The organism is Bacillus salacetis (assembly GCF_003581585.1).
Taxonomy (GTDB): Bacteria; Bacillota; Bacilli; order Bacillales; family Bacillaceae_B; genus Rossellomorea; species Rossellomorea salacetis.
The window spans coordinates 62721-83318 of the sequence record NZ_QXIR01000005.1; the positions used below are offsets into that span (position 1 = coordinate 62721).

20 protein-coding genes are annotated in these 20598 nt (G+C 44.5%); 19 read left to right on the plus strand and 1 reads right to left on the minus strand.

Going from position 1 to position 20598, the window contains the following annotated elements; genetic code table 11:
• Positions 1-138: 138 nt before the first annotated feature.
• The 16 genes from D3H55_RS05450 (at position 139) to spoVM (ending at position 17465) form a co-directional block, all read left to right on the plus strand.
• Complete coding sequence (locus tag D3H55_RS05450; RefSeq protein ID WP_119545908.1) at positions 139-2817, plus strand: calcium-translocating P-type ATPase, SERCA-type; 2679 nt, start codon at positions 139-141, stop codon at positions 2815-2817.
• Between the two features lie 410 nt (positions 2818-3227).
• Positions 3228-4103 (plus strand): YicC/YloC family endoribonuclease, encoded by an 876-nt coding sequence (locus D3H55_RS05455; RefSeq protein WP_119545909.1) that lies wholly within the window; start codon positions 3228-3230, stop codon positions 4101-4103.
• Positions 4104-4158: 55 nt separating this feature from the next.
• Entirely contained in the window at positions 4159-4431 is a 273-nt protein-coding gene (gene remA / locus D3H55_RS05460; RefSeq protein WP_119545910.1) for an extracellular matrix/biofilm regulator RemA, read from the plus strand.
• Entirely contained in the window at positions 4431-5045 is a 615-nt protein-coding gene (gmk, locus tag D3H55_RS05465; protein ID WP_119545911.1) for a guanylate kinase, read from the plus strand. The genes remA and gmk overlap by 1 nt, the downstream gene beginning before the upstream one ends.
• The gene (rpoZ, locus tag D3H55_RS05470; protein ID WP_119545912.1) at positions 5046-5267 is read left to right on the plus strand and encodes a DNA-directed RNA polymerase subunit omega; all 222 of its coding nucleotides are present in this window, start codon (positions 5046-5048) and stop codon (positions 5265-5267) included.
• A 394-nt stretch (positions 5268-5661) separates the two neighbouring features.
• Positions 5662-6864, plus strand: a complete 1203-nt coding sequence (coaBC, locus tag D3H55_RS05475; RefSeq protein ID WP_119545913.1) for a bifunctional phosphopantothenoylcysteine decarboxylase/phosphopantothenate--cysteine ligase CoaBC — start codon at positions 5662-5664, stop codon at positions 6862-6864.
• 5 nt (positions 6865-6869) lie between these two features.
• Positions 6870-9287, plus strand: coding sequence for a primosomal protein N' (gene priA, locus D3H55_RS05480; RefSeq protein ID WP_119545914.1), 2418 nt, complete (start codon positions 6870-6872; stop codon positions 9285-9287).
• 16 nt (positions 9288-9303) lie between these two features.
• Positions 9304-9789, plus strand: coding sequence for a peptide deformylase (def, locus tag D3H55_RS05485; protein ID WP_119545915.1), 486 nt, complete (start codon positions 9304-9306; stop codon positions 9787-9789).
• Positions 9786-10736, plus strand: a complete 951-nt coding sequence (gene fmt, locus D3H55_RS05490) for a methionyl-tRNA formyltransferase (protein WP_119545916.1) — start codon at positions 9786-9788, stop codon at positions 10734-10736. The genes def and fmt overlap by 4 nt, the downstream gene beginning before the upstream one ends.
• Positions 10729-12066 carry a 16S rRNA (cytosine(967)-C(5))-methyltransferase RsmB gene (gene rsmB, locus D3H55_RS05495; RefSeq protein WP_119546009.1) on the plus strand — a complete coding sequence of 446 codons (1338 nt, stop codon included), beginning with the start codon at positions 10729-10731 and terminating at the stop codon, positions 12064-12066. The genes fmt and rsmB overlap by 8 nt, the downstream gene beginning before the upstream one ends.
• Before the next feature lie 136 nt (positions 12067-12202).
• Positions 12203-12952 carry a Stp1/IreP family PP2C-type Ser/Thr phosphatase gene (locus tag D3H55_RS05500; protein ID WP_119545917.1) on the plus strand — a complete coding sequence of 250 codons (750 nt, stop codon included), beginning with the start codon at positions 12203-12205 and terminating at the stop codon, positions 12950-12952.
• A 5-nt stretch (positions 12953-12957) separates the two neighbouring features.
• Positions 12958-14937 carry a Stk1 family PASTA domain-containing Ser/Thr kinase gene (gene pknB / locus D3H55_RS05505; RefSeq protein ID WP_119545918.1) on the plus strand — a complete coding sequence of 660 codons (1980 nt, stop codon included), beginning with the start codon at positions 12958-12960 and terminating at the stop codon, positions 14935-14937.
• Between the two features lie 21 nt (positions 14938-14958).
• The gene (gene rsgA / locus D3H55_RS05510) at positions 14959-15843 is read left to right on the plus strand and encodes a ribosome small subunit-dependent GTPase A (RefSeq protein WP_119545919.1); all 885 of its coding nucleotides are present in this window, start codon (positions 14959-14961) and stop codon (positions 15841-15843) included.
• Position 15844: 1 nt separating this feature from the next.
• A complete protein-coding gene (gene rpe / locus D3H55_RS05515) occupies positions 15845-16498 on the plus strand; it encodes a ribulose-phosphate 3-epimerase (RefSeq protein WP_119545920.1) in 654 nt (217 codons plus the stop codon).
• 123 nt (positions 16499-16621) lie between these two features.
• Positions 16622-17269 (plus strand): thiamine diphosphokinase, encoded by a 648-nt coding sequence (locus D3H55_RS05520; protein WP_119545921.1) that lies wholly within the window; start codon positions 16622-16624, stop codon positions 17267-17269.
• A gap of 115 nt (positions 17270-17384) precedes the next feature.
• Entirely contained in the window at positions 17385-17465 is an 81-nt protein-coding gene (spoVM, locus tag D3H55_RS05525; protein WP_006837352.1) for a stage V sporulation protein SpoVM, read from the plus strand.
• Positions 17466-17804: 339 nt separating this feature from the next.
• Here the strand turns inward: spoVM and rpmB are convergent, their stop codons facing one another.
• On the minus strand, positions 17805-17993 hold the full coding sequence (gene rpmB / locus D3H55_RS05530; protein ID WP_113929855.1) for a 50S ribosomal protein L28: 189 nt from the start codon (positions 17991-17993) through the stop codon (positions 17805-17807).
• On the opposite strand from rpmB, the gene D3H55_RS24045 reads away from it, so the two are divergent.
• From D3H55_RS24045 to D3H55_RS05540, 3 genes are all read left to right on the plus strand, one after another.
• Positions 17987-18241 carry a hypothetical protein gene (locus tag D3H55_RS24045; RefSeq protein WP_168412974.1) on the plus strand — a complete coding sequence of 85 codons (255 nt, stop codon included), beginning with the start codon at positions 17987-17989 and terminating at the stop codon, positions 18239-18241. The genes rpmB and D3H55_RS24045 overlap by 7 nt on opposite strands.
• Before the next feature lie 211 nt (positions 18242-18452).
• Positions 18453-18815 carry an Asp23/Gls24 family envelope stress response protein gene (locus tag D3H55_RS05535; RefSeq protein WP_119545922.1) on the plus strand — a complete coding sequence of 121 codons (363 nt, stop codon included), beginning with the start codon at positions 18453-18455 and terminating at the stop codon, positions 18813-18815.
• Between the two features lie 15 nt (positions 18816-18830).
• Complete coding sequence (locus D3H55_RS05540) at positions 18831-20507, plus strand: DAK2 domain-containing protein (protein WP_119545923.1); 1677 nt, start codon at positions 18831-18833, stop codon at positions 20505-20507.
• Positions 20508-20598: the final 91 nt, after the last annotated feature.

Here is a 20598-nt window from a genome sequence, read left to right on the forward strand (position 1 = left end):
AGAGCCCTCCAATCCGTACGGCGCAGAACGGCCGCTTCCACTTTTTATATAATCATATCATTTTTTTGGACGAGTCTGAATAATAATGCTGTGAGAGGTGAACTTTTCGGAGAATAAATGGGAGAGTGAGTTGGTCGAATGAGATACCATGAGATGCGGCAGGAAGACCTGGAAAAAACGGTGAATTCCGACTTTGCCAATGGTCTTGCAGAAGATGAAGTCAATAAGAGAAGAAAGCAGTTCGGCTATAATGAGTTGCAGGAAGCAGAAAAACAGTCTGCTTTATTGTTGTTTTTCAGTCAGTTCAAGGACTTTATGGTAATTGTATTATTGGCGGCAACCTTGATATCAGGCTTGCTGGGAGAATATATTGATGCTGTTGCCATTATCGCTATAGTCTTGATCAATGGATTTCTTGGGTTTTTTCAGGAGAGAAAGGCAGAGAAATCGTTGAGTGCATTAAAAGAACTTTCTGCTCCGCAAGTATATGTTCTGCGGGACGGAAATTGGACAAAAGTCCCTTCAAAAGAAGTGGTGCCCGGGGATGTCATTAAGTTTGCCAGCGGAGACCGCATTGGGGCGGATGTGAGATTGATCAAAGTCAATAACCTGGAGATTGAGGAATCTGCATTGACAGGGGAGTCTGTGCCGGTCACCAAACAGACCGGAGAGATAAAAGGAGAAAACATCAACCTTGGTGACCTGGAGAATATGGCCTTCATGGGAACCATGGTCACCAGGGGGAATGGAATCGGCGTTGTAACTGCGATTGGCATGCAGACGGCGATGGGAAAAATCGCTGATATGATCCAAACCGCGGAGACGATGACAACTCCCCTTCAAAGAAGGCTGGAGCAGCTTGGGAAGATCTTGATAACCGTTGCTCTGATACTTACAGCCCTTGTAGTGGGCATCGGCGTCATTCAAGGTCACGATATGTATACAATGTTCCTGGCAGGTGTGTCACTGGCTGTAGCAGCCATACCGGAAGGACTGCCGGCAATAGTGACTGTAGCGCTTTCCTTGGGAGTCCAGAGGATGATCAGAAGAAATGCGATTGTCAGGAAGCTCCCGGCAGTGGAAACCCTTGGATGTGCTTCCGTCATCTGTTCCGACAAAACAGGTACACTGACACAAAACAAAATGACCGTCACCCACTTATGGAGCGGAGGAAATACCTGGACAGTGAGCGGAACGGGGTATGATCCTGAAGGAAGTTTCTACCGAAGTGAAAAAAGGGTCAGCCCTTCTTCTGAAAAATCCTTGAATCAATTACTGACTTTCGGGATGCTTTGCAATAATGCAAAAATCAAAGTAAAGGATGATGAATACATTCTTGATGGAGATCCGACAGAAGGAGCTTTGCTTGTAGCGGCGTTGAAAGCTGGTATGCAAAGGGAATCCCTGCTTGGAAAATTCACTATTGAAAAGGAGTTCCCTTTTGATTCAACACGGAAAATGATGAGTATTGTTGTCAAGGACCAGCAGGGCAAACGTTTCATTGTCACCAAAGGAGCTCCGGATGTACTGGTGAATATCAGTCAGTCGATTCTCTGGGAGGAGAAACTTCAGCATCGTACTAAAGAATTCACTGAAAAAGTACAGGGAGCAATACATGAACTTGCTTCCAATGCCTTAAGAACGATTGCTATCGCCTATACTCCCTGGACATCGCCATCCCTTCCGCAAAGCGAGGAAGAGGCTGAAAAGGGACTGACATTCATCGGGCTGCATGGGATGATCGACCCTCCAAGGCCGGAAGTGAAACAGGCTGTGAAAGAATGCAGGCAGGCCGGGATCAAGACAGTGATGATCACAGGAGATCATGTCATCACGGCCAAGGCCATTGCCAAGGATCTCGGTATCCTGAGAGGGCAGGATAAAGTGCTTGAGGGCGCTGACTTGAACTCCATGGAAGTAGAAGACCTTGAAGAGGTTGTGGAAAAGGTTTCGGTATTCGCACGTGTTTCTCCTGAACATAAACTCAAGATTGTCAAGGCTCTGCAGAATCGAGGCCATGTAGTGGCAATGACTGGGGATGGCGTCAATGATGCTCCTGCCATCAAAGCAGCAGACATTGGTGTTGCCATGGGAATAACCGGTACGGATGTTGCTAAGGAAGCATCCTCCCTTGTCCTTCTCGATGATAATTTTGCTACAATTAAATCAGCGATCAATGAAGGAAGAAATATTTATGAAAATATAAGAAAATTCATCCGTTATCTTCTTGCTTCCAATGTAGGGGAAATTCTGGTCATGCTGTTCGCCATGATCTTAGCTCTTCCCCTGCCATTGGTACCGATCCAGATATTATGGGTGAATCTTGTTACAGATGGTCTGCCGGCAATGGCTCTTGGTCTTGATAAACCGGAAGAGGATGTCATGAAGCGGAATCCGAGGCATCCCAAAGAAGGAGTATTTGCAAGAGGGCTCGGATGGAAAGTCGTTTCCAGGGGATTTCTTATCGGAATTTCGACTCTTGCGGCATTCATCATAGCCTACAAACATCATCCTGATCACCTGGCTTATGCCCAGACAGTTGCATTTGCAACACTCGTCATGGCACAGCTGATCCACGTATTTGACTGCCGGAGCGAGAAATCAGTATTTGCCCGAAATCCTTTTGGCAACATGTATCTTGTCTGGGCAGTGTTGTCGTCGCTGGTTCTGATGCTTCTGGTCATCTACCTTCCTGGGCTGCAGCCGATATTCCACACCGTCTCAATCGATCCAAGGGACTGGCTGCTGATTGCAGGAATGAGTGCACTTCCAACGTTTTTGCTTGCAGGTTCATTTTTTGCAGGAAAAAAACGCTAAGATGTGATATAATCCTAAAGGTAGTAGAGTGCATACTCTATTACCTTTTTTATGATATGGAACTTTCAGTGTTTTCTATAGGCTGTTTTCGCATGAATTGTTGCTATCGGAAAAATTCCAATAACGGGTTTTACCCCTGTATCCCTAAGTCTTTCACTCGAAAAAGGGTGAGTGGCACTTTTCTTTTTTGATTGACGGGTTTTTCCGGTGGATGACCAGGATAATATTTGGATTATATAGTTAATAGCAACAAAGTTAACGAAAAGACCCTTTCTATACGAGAAGGAAATCTGGAAGATGCCATTGAAGAAACCCCTTCAGTCCGCCGTGTTCCTTGGGAATAGGGGTGCTGATATTTGAAATTATTGAATTCCAAGCCGAGCTGTCTGAAAGATTGGATGTGACTGTATATGGTTGTAAGTATGACCGGCTTTGGGAGAGCGATAGAAGAGTCGGAACAACATGTGATTACGGTCGAGATGAAATCAGTGAATCACCGGTTCTGTGAATTGAACATCCGGACTCCAAAGCAGTTGGTTAAACTTGAAGATAAATTAAAAAAGAAAATGGCAGAATACATAAAGCGCGGGAAGGCCGATGTTTTCATTACAATTAGTGGAGAGGGGCTTGTCCACCGCAGTCTGAAAGTCGATTGGCAGTTGGCCGAAGAATATTTCCAGACATTACATACGTTAAAGAAAAAGTTTTCTTTGTCAGAGGATATTGCACTTCGGGATTTATTGAAGGAAACTGAAATCATAACTTTAGAGGAAACAGAGGAAGAAAACAAGCAGCTTGAACAGCTGGTTGAACAGGCTTTTATCAAGGCACTTGAAGACCTTATCGCAATGAGGATGGCCGAAGGGGAAAAGCTTCAGGAAGATCTGTTTTCCCATATCGGCATATTCAGGGTCTCCTTATCCTCCCTTATTGAACATGTTCCTGCCATACTCAGTCAATATCAGGAGCGGCTTGAAAGAAAAGTGAAGGAATTGGCCGGTGATATTGTTGATCAATCACGGATTTTGACTGAGATTGCAATCTTTTCCGATAAGAGTGATATTTCGGAAGAGATTACAAGGCTTGAAAGTCACCTGTCTCAATTCACTGATACTGTCAGCCAGGAAGGCCCGGTAGGAAGAAAGCTTGATTTCATCATTCAAGAGATGAACCGGGAAGTGAATACCATCGGTTCAAAGGGAAATGATGCTGTTGTGGCCGGGTATGTTGTTGAAATGAAAACCTCCTTGGAAAAAATGAGGGAACAAGTGCAGAATATTGAATGAATTGATTATTTTTTGTTTGATAAGGTCAAAATAGACTATTGATTGGAGGAGCATTATGTCTATAAAGCTCATAAACATAGGATTTGGTAATATTGTATCTGCGAATCGCATCATATCGATTGTCAGCCCTGAATCTGCACCGATTAAAAGGTTGATACAGGATGCAAGGGACCGCGGAACTCTTGTGGATGCAACATATGGAAGAAGGACCAGAGCGGTGATCATTACAGACAGCGACCATGTGATCCTTTCAGCTGTTCAGCCTGAAACGGTTGCCGCCCGTTTAACAGATAAAGACGAGATAGCTGAAGAAGGGCAGGGTAAATAATGATAGAAAAAGGGTTGCTTATTGTACTTTCCGGGCCCTCGGGAGTAGGGAAAGGAACAGTGCGTAAAGAGATATTCTCCCAGGAGGATACTCGGTTTGAGTATTCGATTTCCATGACGACCCGTCTTCCCAGAGAAGGAGAAGTGGATGGAGTAGATTATTTCTTCAAAAGCCGCGAAGAGTTTGAAAGCCTCATTGAGCAAGGGAAGCTTCTCGAGTATGCGGAGTTTGTAGGAAACTATTACGGAACGCCTGAAGACTATGTCCGCCAGACGATCAATAACGGAAAAGATGTATTTCTGGAAATAGAAGTAGAGGGTGCCAAACAAATCAGGGATAAATTTCCGGAAGGCCTGTTTATTTTCCTGGCTCCCCCGAGCTTGTCCGAACTGCAGAACAGGATCACGACCAGGGGGACGGAGACGGAAGAACTTATCCTGAACAGGATGACCACGGCAAGAAAAGAAATAGAAATGATGGACTTATATGATTATGTAGTGGAAAATGATAAAGTAGAGAATGCTACTGAAAAAATCAAGTCGATCGTACAGGCTGAACATTGCCGGATAGAGCGTGTGAAACAGCGTTACCAAAAAATGTTGGAGGTAGATTAAATGTTAAACCCGTCCATAGATTCTTTGATGAAAAAAATTGATTCAAAATATTCACTAGTGAGCATCGCTGCAAAACGTGCAAGAAGCTTACAGGAAGATGGAAATTTCATGCTCGATAAATATGTCTCTGAAAAGTATGTGGGGAAAGCACTTGAAGAGATTGAGGCAGGAAGCCTTTCCATGAAGGAAAGAGAAGCAGGAGCCGTTTATTCAGACGAATAAGGTCGGTTTGCAAAAATTCAAGCGGTTTTTATGAGGGACTGATACCTGAAAATTATTTTTTCAGGGTCAGCCCTTATTTTCTTTTTAAAGGAAAATCATTCATAATATAAGATAGAATAGACCTCTGCTTAAAGGACTTACCGCGTAAATTGAGAAGGCTCTTTTCGTAAACTTTGTTGCTATTCAATATAAATCTCAATTAATATCCTAGTATATCGTCGTAAAAAAACCTGTGAGAAGGAAAGAAAAGAGCTGCTTGTTTTTTTCGAGAGTAAAACCTTTGACTACAGGGGGAAAATCCGGCACCTGGGATTTTTCCGTAAGCAACAATTTATGCGAAAACAGCCATTGAGAATGAACCTATATACACTGAATGTCGAAATGAGGGGATTGAATGGTGAAGGGAAAAAACATACTGCTATGTGTCACAGGGGGTATTGCCGTTTATAAAGCTGCTGCGCTGACCAGTAAGCTGGTCCAGGCTGGAGCACAGGTTAAGGTGATAATGAGTGCGTCAGCACGGCAATTTGTTACACCGTTGACATTTCAAGCTTTATCCCGCAACGAAGTTTTTACAGACACATTTGATGAAAAGAACCCTGAAGTGATTGCTCATATAGATCTCGCCGACTGGGCGGACCTTGTGCTGGTGGCGCCAGCGACAGCGAATGTAATCGGGAAATTGGCGAATGGCATTGTCGATGACATGGTGACAACGACTCTGCTTGCCACAACGGCGCCTGTCTGGATTGCGCCGGCTATGAATGTACATATGTATGGCCATCCCGCCGTCCAGAAAAACATTTCCGAACTTTACTCTTTCGGTTATCGTTTCATTGAACCGAGTGAAGGCTACCTAGCCTGCGGGTATGTCGGGAAAGGCAGACTGGAAGAACCTGAAAAAATCATCGGTCACATAGATGCTTTTTTTATGGGGCGGGAACTTCCTTTGAGGGGAAAGAAGGTCTTGGTCACTGCGGGACCGACACGTGAAAAAGTTGATCCGGTCCGTTTCTTCAGCAATCGCTCCACAGGAAAGATGGGGTTCGCATTAGCCGGAGAAGCGGTGAATATGGGGGCGGAGGTAACACTGGTGACCGGTCCTGTCTCCCTCCAGGCGCCTCAAGGGGTGAATCTGGTCAGCGTTGAAAGCGCAGAAGAAATGTACGATGAAGTTTTAAGCCGTTACGAATCTGCGGATATCGTGATTAAAAGTGCTGCTGTGGCCGATTACCGGCCGAAATTCACTTCTGATAAGAAAATGAAGAAACAGGATGGGAATCTGGTCATCGAATTTGAAAGAACGAAAGACATCCTGAAAACACTGGGTGAAAAGAAAACAGGCCAGCTCCTGGTAGGATTTGCAGCAGAAACAAATGATGTTGAAAGGTATGCGGCCGAAAAGCTGCGCAGAAAAAATGCCGATATGATCATTGCCAATAACGTCACTGTGGACGGGGCTGGTTTTGCAGGTGATACGAACATTGTCACTTTATTTAAGAATGATGATTCAAAAAGGGAACTGCCCTTATTAACGAAAGCGGAGACAGCGAGAGAGATTTTAAATGAAATCCGGCAAATGATGGATGAAGGTTGATAGGAATGAAGATAGCTAGTGTAATTGTCGATGTGCCAACAATGCAGACGGACAGAGCCTTTGATTATTCCATCCCTCATGCCTGGCAAGGAAAGATCCTTCCAGGCATGAGGGTGATAGTCCCGTTCGGCCCTCGGAAAGTACAGGGATTTGTCATTGGGATCAAAGATAAGTCAGAGGCAAAGAAGTTGAAAGATCTGGTGCGGCCGATGGACCTTACACCTGTTTTGAATGAAGATCTTCTCACTATGGCTGACTGGCTGACCAAACAGACTCTTTGTTTTAAGATATCTGCCCTGCAGGTCATGCTTCCTGCTGCCATGAAGGCTAAATATGAGAAAAAAATCATTTTGAATCCTGTGAAACGGGACTTTCTGGACGAAGAAGCAGCCTCCCTTTTTATCAATAAAGACGAAGTTTCCTGGAAAGATGCAGAAGAAGCCGGGCTTCTGCCGTTACTGCAAAAGGAAATTAAATCAGGGAACTTGGATGTTTTTTACAGCGTTAAATCCAAAGGCAGGAAGAAAACTGTCCAAAAATTCTATCCTGCTGTCCAAAGAGAAAAAATGAAGGAAGAAATAGATGCTCTTCCTGCCAATGCAGAAAAACAAAAAGCTGTATTGCGTTACTTCATTTCTCTAAATAGCAATGAAGGCATTACAACCAAAGAAGCAGCCGACTCTGCAGGCGCATCTTTGGCAGTGTTGAAGTCACTTGCGGATAAAGGGCTCCTGATTAAAAAACAGGAAGAAATCTACCGCAATCCGTTCTCTCATAAAACCTTTCAAAAAACCAGTCCGCTGCCGCTTACGGAGGAACAGGAAGGGGCAATTGCTCCTATTCTCGAGGCAATTGAACAAAAAAAACATGAGACCTTCTTGCTGTATGGAGTGACAGGGAGCGGTAAGACCGAGGTTTATCTTCAGTCCATCCAGCAAGTTTATGAGCAAGGGAAAGAAGCGATTGTCCTTGTTCCCGAAATTTCCCTGACACCGCAGATGGTCAACCGATTTAAAGGCAGATTTGGAAATGACGTCGCCGTTCTCCACAGCGGGCTTTCGGCCGGGGAAAAGTATGATGAATGGAGAAAGATCCAGCGAAAAGAAGTGAAAGTAGTTGTCGGGGCAAGGTCGGCCATCTTTGCTCCCTTTGAAAATTTAGGCATAATAATAATTGATGAAGAGCATGAAGCCAGTTATAAACAGGAAGAGAATCCAAGGTATCATGCCAGGGATGTTGCCATTTACAGAGCCAAGCAGTATCACTGCCCCGTAATCCTTGGCAGTGCCACTCCATCCATGGAGACATTTGCGCGAGCCCAAAAAGGGGTTTACAAGCAGTTGACCTTATCTAAACGGATGAATGCCGGCGAGCTTCCTTCGGTATCCATTGTAGATATGAGGGAAGAGCTTAGAAGCGGCAATCGTTCCATGTTTTCAGAAGAACTGTTTGAAAAACTTCAGGACCGGCTCCATAAAGGGGAGCAGACTGTCCTCTTCCTGAACAGGCGGGGGCATTCTTCCTTTATTATGTGCCGCGATTGCGGGTATGTTGCCCAATGTCCGCAATGTGACATTTCCCTAACGTACCACAGGTTCTCCAACAGCATGAAATGCCATTACTGCGGGTATGAAACGGGAGTGCCGGAAACTTGCCCGGAGTGTGACAGTGAGCATATCCGCTATTTTGGAACGGGTACTCAAAAGGTCGAGGAAGAACTGGCAAAGCTGCTTCCGGAAGCCCGTGTCATCAGGATGGATGTAGATACCACAAGCAGAAAAGGATCGCATGAGCGGCTCCTGGACAGCTTTGGCGAAGGGCAGGCTGACATACTCCTGGGTACTCAAATGATAGCTAAGGGACTTGATTTCCCGAATATTACACTAGTGGGTGTCCTCAGTGCCGACACAATGCTTCATCTACCGGACTTCCGCTCCGCTGAAAAAACCTTCCAGCTGTTGACCCAGGTAAGCGGCAGGGCAGGCAGGCATGAGCTTCCGGGAGAAGTCGTGATACAGACCTATACACCTGAACATTATAGTATCGAACTCGCGGGATCACAGGATTATGATGCTTTTTATCACAAAGAAATGATCATGCGTAAGATGGGGAGCTATCCGCCGTTTTATTATTTATCATTGATAACGATCAGCCACGAAGATTTATTGAAAGTCGTCGGTGCCGCTGAGAAAATCACTAAATTCCTTCAATCCCGATTATCACCTCAGTCGATCGTGCTGGGACCGGCTGCCTCTCCGATACCGAGGATCAACAATAGATATCGATATCAATGTTTGATAAAATACAAGCGGGAACCTGAGCTGCCTTCGATTTTGAAGACAGTACTCGAACACTCCCAACAACAAAAGGCTTCAGAAGGGTTAACAATTTCAATAGATGTCAATCCTTATATGATGATGTAAGAAAGAGGGATCAGTTTTGGCGATTTTACCGATTGTCACCTATCCAAATGAAATCCTTGAGATAGAGTGCAGAAAAGTAACGGTTTTCGATAAAAAATTAAGAAGTTTTCTAGATGATATGTATGATACGATGATTGCCGCTGACGGGGTTGGCCTTGCCGCCCCCCAAGTAGGGAGAGACCTATCTGCCGCAATTGTCGATATCGGAGATGAGACAGGGACAATTGAAATGATCAACCCGGAAGTCCTTGAGGTCAAAGGAGAGCAGACAGACCTGGAAGGCTGCCTCTCTTTCCCGAATTTATACGGAGAAGTTTCAAGGCCGGAATATGTCAAAGCTGCTTTCCAGGATCGCAAGGGCCGCAACTTGATTATTGAAGCTGAAGGGTTCCTTGCCAGAGCGATATTGCATGAGATAGACCACCTGCATGGAGTATTATTCACTGCAAAGGTGATCAGATATATTGAAGAAGATGAACTTGAAAGGTATGAAAGCGAATGACCAAAATTGTATTCATGGGTACCCCGCAATTCTCAGTACCAGTACTCCAGAATTTAATTAAGAATGACTATGAGGTGATTGGTGTTGTCACCCAGCCCGACCGTCCTGTTGGAAGGAAGAGAATCATGACACCGCCCCCTGTTAAGGTTGAGGCTGAAAAGCATGGAATTCCTGTATTTCAGCCGGAAAAAATCCGGGAGAAAGAAGAACTGGAAAAGGTTCTTGCCTTGAAAGCCGATTTGATCGTTACTGCGGCATTTGGACAGATCCTTCCCAAGGAATTATTGGAAGCGCCCAAGTTTGGATGTATCAATGTCCATGCATCACTTCTGCCCGAACTTAGAGGAGGAGCCCCTATCCATTACTCCATCATTCAAGGGAAGGCTACAACAGGTGTGACCATCATGTATATGGTTGAAAAACTCGATGCCGGTGATATGATCAGCTCAGTTGAAGTGGAAATCGATGAGAAAGACCATGTCGGCACACTGCATGATAAGTTAAGTGAAGCCGGTGCAGCCCTATTGATCGATACTCTTCCGGCACTTTTGAATGGGGAGATCACCCCTGAGAAGCAGGATGAAAGCAAAGCGACATTTGCCTGGAACATTAAACGTGAACAAGAAAGAATTGACTGGTCCAAGCCCGGTGAAGAAATATACAACCATATACGAGGAATGCACCCATGGCCTGTGGCCTATACAGTGCTGGATGGAGCTGTGATGAAGGTATGGTGGAGCGAGAAAGTGAACGGCACACCTGGCAGTCCCGGGGAAATCACCTCTGTGAAAGAAGACGGAATCATTGCAGCCACAGGCAGCTCTGTTTCGATTAAAATCACTGAACTTCAGCCTTCGGGTAAAAAGAGAATGAGTGCCAAAGATTACCTTCGTGGTGCAGGATCATTCATCGAAAAAGGCATGAAGCTTGGTGAAGAAAATGAGTAAGCTGAAAAAGACAGTTCGGGAAGCTTCGCTGGATGTACTTGAATCGGTTGAGAAAAATCAGTCATACAGCAATCTTCTATTGAACCATGCCATTGAGAAATACAATATAAAAGGTCCGGATACAGGATTATTGACAGAGTTGACATATGGGACCATCCAGCGAAGAATGACGCTTGATTACTATCTTGCGCCATTCATCAATAAAAAAGTTGAAAGCTGGGTCCGCCAGCTTCTCAGGCTGTCGTTATATCAAATGGTCTATCTTGATAAGATTCCTGACCGGGCGATATTATTTGAAGCGGTCGAAATTGCGAAACGAAGGGGACATAAAGGGATTGCCAGTATGGTGAATGGCATCCTCCGCTCAATTCAGCGAAAAGGGGTGCAGTCGACTGAATCGATTCAAGACCCGGTCGAACGCCTTGCGATTGAAACGAGCCATCCCGAGTGGCTTGTCAAAAGGTGGACCGAACAATTCGGCGTCCATAAAACGAGGGAAATGTGCGAAACCAATATAACAGCTCCTCTTCAGACGGCACGTGTCAATACACTAAAGACGACGAGGGACGAGCTGCTTGAATCACTTACACAAGAAGGCCTTACTGTGAAGAAAAGCCAAATTGCGCCGGAAGCAATCGTCTCTTTAAAAGGGAACCTTGCGAAAACCGACGCTTTCAGGAAGGGGCTATTGACCATCCAGGATGAGAGCTCGATGCTTGTAGCCCACAGCCTTGATGTCCAGGAAGGTTTTAATGTCCTGGATTCCTGTGCTGCGCCTGGAGGGAAAACGACTCATATTGCTGAATTGATGGGCGGCAAAGGCAAGGTGCTGGCGCTTGATCTGCATAAGCATAAGATCAAATTGATTGAGGATAATGCCGCACGACTAGGATTGGAAAATATAGAGTCCAAGGCTCATGACAGCCGGACTGCAGGAGAGCTCTTCGAACCGGAAAGCTTTGACCGGATCCTGGTGGATGCCCCTTGTTCAGGTCTTGGCGTGTTAAGGAGAAAGCCGGATATCAAATATACAAAGACAGAAAAGGACCTGGAGTCCCTTCAGAAAATCCAGCTCCAAATATTAAAAGCGGTTTCTCCGTTATTGAAAAAAGGCGGAATTCTCGTTTACAGTACCTGTACAGTGGACATGAATGAAAATCAAGGTACTGTAAAAGAATTCTTGAATCAAAACGAAGGGTTCCAGCCTTATGAATTGATTCACCTTCCTGAAACCGTTCAACCGTTTGTAGAAGAAAATATGCTTCAGATTTTCCCCCAGGATTTTGGCGGAGACGGTTTCTTTATTTCCTGCTTCAAAAAGGATTCCTGATTTTAGCAATCAAGCAGGAAATTTGGGCATAAAGGTCGTAAATGTAACGTAGCCGAGGAAAAAATGTCGAAGCGGCTCAATTCACCGAAAGTGTTGTCCGCTTCTGGAATGGCAATGAAGAAAAGAGGTGGCCCGGATGAAATCTGTGCACTATACAGATAAGGGGAAAGTCAGACAGCATAATGAAGATAGTGTAGGTGTCTTCAGCAATAAAGAAGGTGACTGCCTGGCGGTGGTTGCTGACGGTATGGGCGGTCATCGTGCTGGAGATGTTGCCAGTTCAATGACCATCAATAAGTTTGAAGAACTTTGGGTCTCCGAAGGGAAATTCACCAAGGCAGAACAGGCCGAAAAATGGCTGCAGGATAAAATTACCGAGATCAACTTGAATGTATTTAACCACTCCCAGACCAATATCGAATGTGAAGGCATGGGTACGACTGTTGTGGCAGCGATCTGCACTGAAAATTTTGCTACGGTCGTCAACATCGGGGACAGCAGGGGTTATATCTTGAATGAGAGCGGTTTCAGCCAATTGACGGAAGATCACTCACTAGTCAATGAACTCGTTAGGAGCGGTCAAATTTCCAAGGAAGATGCAGAGCATCATCCGCGGAAAAATGTATTATTGAGGGCTTTGGGGACAGAGGAAAAAGTGGAGATGGATACCAGGACAATCATTTTCGAAGAAGATGACATACTCCTGCTTTGTTCAGATGGTTTATCCAATAAAGTTTCGGAAAATGAAATGAAAGACATTCTATCCCGCAGTGAAGACCTTGATGAAGCAGGACAGCGGTTCATCACCATTGCAAATGAAAACGGCGGGGAAGATAATATCACATTGGCAATCGTAAAGTATTCACTTGAAAGCAGTAACGGGTGAGCTTTATGTTGAATGGAAAAAGAATCAGCGGCAGGTATAAAATCCTGGAGATGATAGGCGGCGGGGGTATGGCCAATGTATACCTTGCACAGGATATGATCCTTGACCGCGAAGTTGCGATCAAGATGCTGCGCCTCGATTTTGCCAATGAGGAAGAGTTCATCAAGAGGTTCCAGCGGGAAGCGCAGTCAGCCACAAGCCTTGCTCATCCAAACATCGTCAGCATATATGATGTAGGGGAAGAGGATGATATCTACTATATTGTCATGGAGTATGTAGATGGATTGACCCTGAAGCAGTACATACAAAAAAATTCCCCTATTACAGTGGAAAAAACGATTGATATCATGCGCCAGCTGGCATCAGCTATTTCTCATGCACATCAAAACCATATAGTCCATAGGGATATCAAACCTCAGAATATATTGATCGACCATGATGGAACGGTGAAAATTACGGATTTCGGCATCGCAATGGCCTTGAGTTCAACCTCCATCACACAGACAAATTCTGTTCTGGGATCAGTCCATTATCTTTCTCCTGAACAGGCAAGAGGGGGGATGGCGACAAGGAAATCGGATATCTATTCACTTGGGATCGTCATGTTCGAGCTGTTGTCAGGCAGGCTTCCGTTTTCAGGGGAATCAGCTGTTTCTATTGCCTTGAAGCATCTGCAATCCGAAACCCCATCCCTCAGGCGCTGGAACCCTGACATTCCTCAAAGCGTGGAAAATATCGTTCTGAAAGCGACAGCCAAAGATCCTTTCCAGCGATATGATTCTGTAGAGGAAATCGAAGAAGATCTTAGGACATCCCTTGATCCGGAACGACTTGATGAACCAAAATTCGCCATCGCAGAAGACATGGACGCCACCAAGGCCATTCCGGTCATAACCGATCAGCGTCCATATAACAATATGGACCATACAATTGTCCATGAAAAGAATGGTATCGAAGCTGCAGGCACTGTTCCGAACGGTGAAGAAAATGTCACTAAGCCTGCCAAGAAGAAGAAGAAAAAGTGGCCGGTAATCATCATCGGTGTTTTCTTTTTGCTCGCCATCCTTGGTTTACTCGCGGTAACAGTCCTTCCTGATATGCTTGGACCAAAAGAAATTGAACTTCCCGATGTCACTGGGAAAACCCAGGAAGAAGCGGTTGAACTCCTTGCGCTCGAAGGCTTTCTTATCGGGGATTACCTTGAACAGGCCAATGAGGAAGTTGCTGCAAACCACGTGATCAAAACCAATCCGCCGGCGGGGAAAACAGTAAAGGAAGGCAGTGAGGTCAACCTTTATGTCAGCACCGGAAAAAAGAGGGTAAAAATCAAGGACTATACGGATGAGCCACTTGAGGATGCTGAAAAGGAATTAGAAGAGTTGGGCTTCACCAATGTTGAAAAAGAGACAGAGTCCAACGACGCCGATCCCGGGACGATCTTGTCACAGGATCCTCCGGAAGGCTCAGAAGTTATCCCGGATGAAACAAAGGTTACGTTTGTCGTAAGTTCCGGTCCGGAAACCTTTGAGTTAAAGGAGTTAACAGGTTTAAACCAGCAAAGCTTGAATTTGTATGAAGAAATAAGCGGCTTGAAAATCAATACAACAGAAGAATACTCTGCTGATGTCCCTAAAGGGGAGGTCATTTCCCAGGACCCTAAAGCGGGTACAGCAATGGTTGAAGGCGGGACCGTGAATGTAGTTATTTCCAAAGGGAAAGAACCTCAGCCTCCAAGGACGGTAAGCAAGGAAATCACCATTCCATATGAACCTGAAGAAGAAGGAAAGCCACAGAGTGTGGAAATTTATATTGAAGATATGGAACGTAATATTGAGGATGCAGAGGCGAAATTCGGCATCACTGAGAATTACAAAGAGACATATGAATTGACCATCAACGAAGGAGAAACGGGACAGATTAAAGTTGTCGTGGATGGGCAAGTTTTTAAAGAAGAAAGTGTTCCGTATCCTGAGCAAGAGGAATAGTAACATTCAAGGAGGCTGTTTATGCCAGAAGGCAAGATCATTAAAGCACTCAGCGGTTTTTATTATGTCTTGAATAATGATGAAATCACCCAGTGCCGCGGAAGGGGAGTCTTCCGTAAGAATAAGGTGACTCCCCTTGTCGGCGACTATGTCAGTTTTCAGTCTGAGAACGAGCAAGAAGGCTATATTCTGGAAGTCTTTGAAAGGAAAAATGAGTTGGTAAGGCCGCCGATTGCCAACGTTGATCAGGCAATCCTGGTTTTTTCAGCGGCCGAACCCGACTTTAGCACAGCTCTGCTGGACAGGTTCCTGGTTCTTGTAGAAAGTAAAAATATTGAACCTTTGATCTGTATTACAAAAATCGATCTGGTGAGCGAAACAGAGCTGGAAAAGATCAAGGATTATGCTGAACAATACCGGTCATTTGGTTATGAAGTGATAATGACATCCTCAGAAACGGAAGAGGGACTTTCTGCATTGAAACCCCACCTCGCAGGGAAGATTTCAGTTTTTGCGGGTCAATCGGGGGTAGGGAAGTCATCATTACTGAATGCGATGAATCCGGAACTCGAGCTGAAAACGAGCAATATCTCCACTCACCTTGGCAGGGGAAAGCATACAACCCGCCATGTGGAACTGATTGAAGTGGAGGATGACGGATTTGTAGCTGATACCCCTGGATTCAGTTCTTTGGAATTCAGTGAGCTGGAGCTGGAAGAACTCTCTTCCTGTTTTCCTGAAATGGCGGAAAGATCTGATGAATGTAAGTTCCGCGGGTGTTTCCACATTAATGAACCAAAGTGCGCGGTAAAGAAAGCAGTCGATGACGGGGAAATCCCGGACTACAGATATACACACTATCAGCAATTCTATGATGAAATCAAAGACAGAAAGCCGAGGTATTAAAATGGTTAAAATTGCACCATCGATCCTATCAGCAGATTTTGCAAACCTGGCAAATGAAATCAAGGAAGTGGAGGCAGGGGGCGCGGATTATATTCATGTCGATGTCATGGATGGTCATTTTGTACCCAATATCACCCTGGGGCCAATGATCGTCAAGGCAATACGTCCTGTTACAAATCTGCCATTGGATGTCCACTTAATGATAGAAAATCCCGACCGATATATCGAGGCCTTTGCGGAAGCGGGATCGGATTATATCACTGTCCATGCAGAGGCAACCCCGCATCTTCATCGGACGATTCAATTGATTAAATCAAAGGCTATCAAGGCGGGAGCCGTTTTGAATCCGGGCACGCCAGTTGACATGATCAAGCATGTAATTGAAGACCTCGATATGGTCCTTTTAATGACAGTCAATCCCGGGTTCGGCGGTCAGAGTTTTATCGGTTCGGTAGTTCCTAAGATCAGGGAAGTTCGTGAACTTGCGAAGCAGTTCAATCCCGACCTGGAAATCGAAGTGGATGGCGGGATCACCACTGAAACTGCGAAACTTTGTACAGATGCCGGGGCGGACGTACTTGTAGCGGGATCTGCTATCTATAATAAAGAGGACCGCGGCCAGGCAATCACTGCTATCCGTGAAGCTGCTGAATAATATTGTCCATTAATGGCCGGTATGAAAGATAATTTATCTTTATACCGGTTTTTTTGTGGAATTGGATGATCAAAATATTTCTAAAAGGCTGCAGGACATATTAAACGATACAGAGGTGTGTATATGAAAATAAATATACTTGGCGGCGGGCCGGAAGAATTCATCCCTGACCTTCAAATTTACAATGATGAAAACAGCATTTGGGTCGGTGTGGACCATGGGGTTTTCAGGCTCATTCATCAAGGGATCAAACCAGATATGGCCTTTGGGGACTTTGATTCCGTTAATGAGGATGAATGGAAGCTGATTGAAGAAAAAACAGATCAAATCAACCGCTATCTGCCGGAAAAAGATGAAACGGATATGGAACTTGCCCTGAACTGGTCGATAAAACAAGGTCCTGAAGCCATCAGGGTGTTTGGCGCTACAGGGGGTAGGGCCGACCACTTTCTGGCCAATATCCAGATGCTTGGAAAGAAAGAAAACCTTCATCCCTCCATCGAGATTGAAATCATCGATATTCAGAATCAAGTTCAAATTGTTCCTCCCGGTGAATATACATTAAAAGAGAAGAGTGACAGCAAGTATATATCATTTTTGCCGTTGACGCCGGAAGTGGAGGGGCTGACACTTAGTGGTTTTAAGTATGAGCTTCAAGACAGGAATATATCATTGGGCTCGACACTATGTATAAGTAACGAACTTATTCAGCCATCCGGTACTTTTTCGTTCTCATCCGGCATATTAATGATGATAAGAAGTCATGACTAGGCACTTTTAACTTATCTAACTTGCAGCAATGCGTACTCAAACTCATCGTTTGAATATACTAATACCGATTCAAGCGAGACAGCAGGTTTTTTAGATTGACGGGGAGGGACTGTTGATGAAATTCTATACAATTAAACTGCCCAAGTTTCTGGGCGGACTGGTAAAAGCGATGCTTGGGACATTTAAAAAAGAATAATGTTTTTGAACGAGGATGCGACAATAGCTTTTCAGTAACTAAAAAAGCCGAACTGTTTTAGAAATGCTATCTTAGCATTCTAGATTAGTTCGGCTTTTTGAATTCAATCTTAAGTGAAATTAGCATTCGGCTATAGACGCTAATAGAATGGTTATGTCCAGCCTCGTTTTTTATTTTTTTTTTGGATCTATGACATCCTTGATCTATACTCAATGTTCCCTGGAAAACGTCGAAGAGCATTGAAAGGGACTGCCAGGTCTGCAGCGAGTTCTTGTTTTTCAAAGGAAAACAAACATAATGAAAAAGAGACACCCAGTCAGGATGTCTCTTTAATGAACATTATACACGTTCAACTTTACCAGATTTCAAAGCTCTTGCAGAAACCCAAACACGTTTTGGTTTTCCATCTACAAGAATGCGAACTTTTTGTAAGTTAGCGCCCCAAGTACGCTTATTAGCGTTCATCGCATGGGAGCGAGCGTTGCCCGAACGAGCTTTACGGCCAGTTACTACGCATTGTTTTGGCATGGTATTCCCTCCTCATAAAAGAAGCTGAAACAATATCAGTTGTTTCACATTTCAACATAGTCATAAAAGATACTTTAATAATTTATCATACAACCTCAAACAATGCAAGACTTCTACAAAAAGATATCAAGAAAAAATACTTGACGCAGCCAAGTGCGGAACCGGGCAGCCTGAATCCGGCAGGCGCAGGAGGGAAACTCGGCAAACCCGAACTTGGATTTGGGGAGTTTTCCCGAAGCTATCCGTGAGGCAGCATGCGGGACGGGAAATTAATTCAAAAGAAAAATGTATAATCACCTTTCGTTAAGGGTTAATACTATAAAAAGCATCATCATTGCCACTCGGATAAATTACCAGAACGATGCTTAAAACGTCCTTTGTCATTACTTTGGCTTTTAAAAATAAGATAGATATAGTAAAATGTTTTTAGCCAAGCATGTATTAGAAGGGGGAACAATCATGTCCATCGAAATGAAAACGAAGTTCGGGCAAATTGATATAACTAATGATGTCATTGCAATGATTGCAGGTGGAGCTGCTATCGACTGTTATGGTATTGTCGGAATGGCTTCTAAGAATCAAATCAAAGACGGTTTAACTGATATTTTGCGGAAAGAGAACTTCACTCGGGGTGTTATCGTTCGCCAGGAAGAGGAAGAAGTACATATTGATATGTATATCATCGTGAGTTATGGAACCAAAATTTCTGAAATCGCTCACAACGTACAGTCAAAGGTCAAGTATACTCTTAACAAAACCGTCGGCTTGGCGGTCGATTCAGTAAATATTTTTGTTCAGGGTGTTCGTGTAACGAACCCGTAGTGAGGAGGAAGATTCGTGTCAATTACATCTTTGGAAGGAAAGCGTTTTGCGGAAATGGTCATTCAGGGTGCCAACAATCTGGCAGCCAACGCAAAGATGGTGGATGCTTTAAACGTATTTCCGGTTCCTGATGGTGATACTGGAACAAATATGAACTTATCCATGACTTCCGGAGCAAAGGAAGTTCAAAATAATGTGCAGGAGCATATTGGGAAAGTTGCAGGTGCTTTATCCAAAGGCCTGTTAATGGGAGCGAGAGGGAATTCCGGTGTTATCTTATCACAATTGTTCAGGGGCTTTGGTAAATCAATTGAAAATAAAGCAGCCTTGAACAGTGAAGAATTTGCCGAGGCGCTTCAGACAGGTGTTGAAACGGCCTACAAGGCGGTTATGAAGCCGGTTGAAGGTACGATTCTTACAGTTGCTAAGGATGCAGCCAAAAAGGCAGTGAGCACTGCCCCGACTGAAAGCGACATCGTTTCGCTGATGGAAGAAGTGGTGAAAGAAGCCAGGGCTTCCCTTAACAGGACCCCTGACCTTCTGCCTGTATTGAAGGAAGTCGGTGTAGTGGATAGCGGCGGTCAAGGGCTGCTGCTCGTTTATGAAGGATTCCTTGCGGAGTTAAAGGGAGAGCAAGTTTCAGATTATGCGTCACTGCCTTCAATGGATGAGCTCGTTAGCGCGGAACATCATAAAAATGTACAAGGCTTCATGAATACCGAAGATATAGAGTTTGGTTATTGCACAGAGTTCATGGTTCGCTTTGAGGAAGGTAAAGAAACCTTTTCAGAGGAGGATTTCCGGAATGATTTAAGTGCATACGGTGATTCCCTTCTTGTCATCAGTGATGAGGAACTTGCCAAAGTACATATCCATTCAGAACAGCCTGGTGATGTTTTGAGCTATGGTCAAAAATATGGCAGCCTGATCAATATGAAAATTGAAAACATGCGCCAGCAGCATAGCACGATAATGAATGAAACTTCGCATCAATTGGATTCAAAAGCTGACAAAAGCGCTGAATCCACTAAAAGAAAAGAGTACGGGATCGTTACCGTATCAATGGGCGAAGGAATTGCCGAACTGTTCCGCAGTATAGGGGCAACCTATGTCATCGAAGGCGGGCAGACAATGAATCCAAGCACAGAGGATATTGTTAAAGCGGTAGAAGAAGTAAATGCAGAGAAAGTCATCATCCTGCCGAATAATAAAAATATCATTATGGCCGCCAACCAGGCTGCAGAAGTGATATCAGGGGATGTCGTCGTGGTTCCGACCAAAACCGTTCCTCAGGGCATGGCTGCATTGCTTGCATTCAATCCGTCTGTGGGAACATCCGATAACCAGAAGTCCATGACAGATGCTTCAAGTTTTGTGAAAACCGGACAGGTCACATTTGCCGTAAGAGATACAAATATCGACGGACTGAGTATCGAAAAAGATGATTTCATGGGAATATCAGAGGGCAAAATTGTCGTGACAGGCAAGGAACGCCTTGAAACGGCGAAGAAGCTTTTGACGGAGATGCTTGATTCTGACTCTGAAATCCTGACGATCATTTACGGTGAGGATGCTGCGCAGGAAGATGTTGCATCACTTTCAGAATTTGTAGAAGCAGAATTTGAAGAGGTGGAAGTAGAGGTCCATGATGGGAAGCAGCCGCTCTATTCCTTTATTTTCTCAATAGAATAATTTCAACGAATAGAAGGGGGATGCCCCTTCTATTTCTGTTTATATAAGGAATGTTTTCTTACAGCAGCGGTAACAGATGTCAGTATTTAAA

What these genes read in the sequence shown, in the direction of transcription:
- rpmB (WP_113929855.1), bottom strand. Translation starts at nt 17,993, where the DNA reads ATGCCAAAACAATGCGTAGTAACTGGCCGTAAAGCTCGTTCGGGCAAC.
- pknB (WP_119545918.1), top strand. Translation starts at nt 12,958, where the DNA reads ATGTTGAATGGAAAAAGAATCAGCGGCAGGTATAAAATCCTGGAGATG.
- rpe (WP_119545920.1), top strand. Translation starts at nt 15,845, where the DNA reads ATGGTTAAAATTGCACCATCGATCCTATCAGCAGATTTTGCAAACCTG.
- D3H55_RS05520 (WP_119545921.1), top strand. Translation starts at nt 16,622, where the DNA reads ATGAAAATAAATATACTTGGCGGCGGGCCGGAAGAATTCATCCCTGAC.
- rsgA (WP_119545919.1), top strand. Translation starts at nt 14,959, where the DNA reads ATGCCAGAAGGCAAGATCATTAAAGCACTCAGCGGTTTTTATTATGTC.
- D3H55_RS05500 (WP_119545917.1), top strand. Translation starts at nt 12,203, where the DNA reads ATGAAATCTGTGCACTATACAGATAAGGGGAAAGTCAGACAGCATAAT.
- spoVM (WP_006837352.1), top strand. Translation starts at nt 17,385, where the DNA reads ATGAAATTCTATACAATTAAACTGCCCAAGTTTCTGGGCGGACTGGTA.
- D3H55_RS05455 (WP_119545909.1), top strand. Translation starts at nt 3,228, where the DNA reads ATGGTTGTAAGTATGACCGGCTTTGGGAGAGCGATAGAAGAGTCGGAA.
- D3H55_RS05450 (WP_119545908.1), top strand. Translation starts at nt 139, where the DNA reads ATGAGATACCATGAGATGCGGCAGGAAGACCTGGAAAAAACGGTGAAT.
- rpoZ (WP_119545912.1), top strand. Translation starts at nt 5,046, where the DNA reads ATGTTAAACCCGTCCATAGATTCTTTGATGAAAAAAATTGATTCAAAA.
- rsmB (WP_119546009.1), top strand. Translation starts at nt 10,729, where the DNA reads ATGAGTAAGCTGAAAAAGACAGTTCGGGAAGCTTCGCTGGATGTACTT.
- D3H55_RS05535 (WP_119545922.1), top strand. Translation starts at nt 18,453, where the DNA reads ATGTCCATCGAAATGAAAACGAAGTTCGGGCAAATTGATATAACTAAT.
- fmt (WP_119545916.1), top strand. Translation starts at nt 9,786, where the DNA reads ATGACCAAAATTGTATTCATGGGTACCCCGCAATTCTCAGTACCAGTA.
- coaBC (WP_119545913.1), top strand. Translation starts at nt 5,662, where the DNA reads ATGGTGAAGGGAAAAAACATACTGCTATGTGTCACAGGGGGTATTGCC.
- remA (WP_119545910.1), top strand. Translation starts at nt 4,159, where the DNA reads ATGTCTATAAAGCTCATAAACATAGGATTTGGTAATATTGTATCTGCG.
- gmk (WP_119545911.1), top strand. Translation starts at nt 4,431, where the DNA reads ATGATAGAAAAAGGGTTGCTTATTGTACTTTCCGGGCCCTCGGGAGTA.
- priA (WP_119545914.1), top strand. Translation starts at nt 6,870, where the DNA reads ATGAAGATAGCTAGTGTAATTGTCGATGTGCCAACAATGCAGACGGAC.